The organism is Blautia glucerasea (assembly GCF_013304385.1).
GTDB classification, from domain to species: Bacteria; Bacillota; Clostridia; order Lachnospirales; family Lachnospiraceae; genus Blautia_A; species Blautia_A ammoniilytica.
The window spans coordinates 1-741 of sequence record NZ_JAAITU010000133.1; the positions used below are offsets into that span (position 1 = coordinate 1).

The 741-nt window shown below is 43.0% G+C and carries 1 protein-coding gene and 1 pseudogene; both read right to left on the reverse strand.

The annotated features are described in order from the left end of the window. A partial coding sequence (locus tag G5B11_RS18725) for a DUF6040 family protein (protein WP_244093084.1) occupies nt 1-471 on the reverse strand: 471 nt, incomplete at its 3' end. Further along, nucleotides 410-741, reverse strand: a pseudogene (locus G5B11_RS18730) (MobA/MobL family protein); the annotation flags it as partial. The pseudogene G5B11_RS18730 and the gene G5B11_RS18725, both read right to left, overlap by 62 nt.

Genomic DNA, 741 nt, shown 5'->3' on the forward strand with positions numbered 1-741 from the left:
CCAATATACCATTCCGGCTATAAAAGGATTTGGAATTTTTGTGCTAATCTGTGCCACAGATTGCCCGACCTCAATCGTCCAACCGATAAAAGTTTGTATGAATGACGCTGCATCATGGAAGAATGATTTGCAATCGGAAAGAAACACATCTGACTGTACTGCCTGAAAAAGAGTGGTTGTCAGCGAATACCATGCAAGAAGGAACAAGGTTGTTTGGAACATTACCGTTTTTGCTTTATACTGTCCTGCAAGTCGCTCTTTTTGTGTTTCGTATTTCGCTTTTTCATTCTGATAGGCTGTCCGGTCACAGGCTTCACATTTTTCATAGGGTACCGGCTTTTCTACCGGTATCTCTACGATTTTCTGATGTGTCCGGGCATAATCCCGTTGTTGTGTTAAGCATCGTATTTTATCTTGACATTCCCCTATCGTGACGTTTGCGCTTCGCAGCTTCTCTTTCTCGTTCCGCAATGCTCTGTCTGCTAGCTTCAAGTCGTTCTTTAATGCTTGAATATTCCCGGCTCTGTTCTCTTTGTTTAATTTCTCGTTCAAGATCAGAGATTCGTTGAGCTGCGTCTTCAGTTCCACGATAAGCTGGTCTTTCTGTTCCAGTTCTTCTTGTATCTCCTCGGTCAAGAGGAGAAGTTCTTCCAACTGTTCGGCGTTCTTTGATTCTCTGGATTCGTTCATCTATATCACGTCCTTTCTCTATCTGCTGTTCCAGTTCAGCAATTCGGTGTT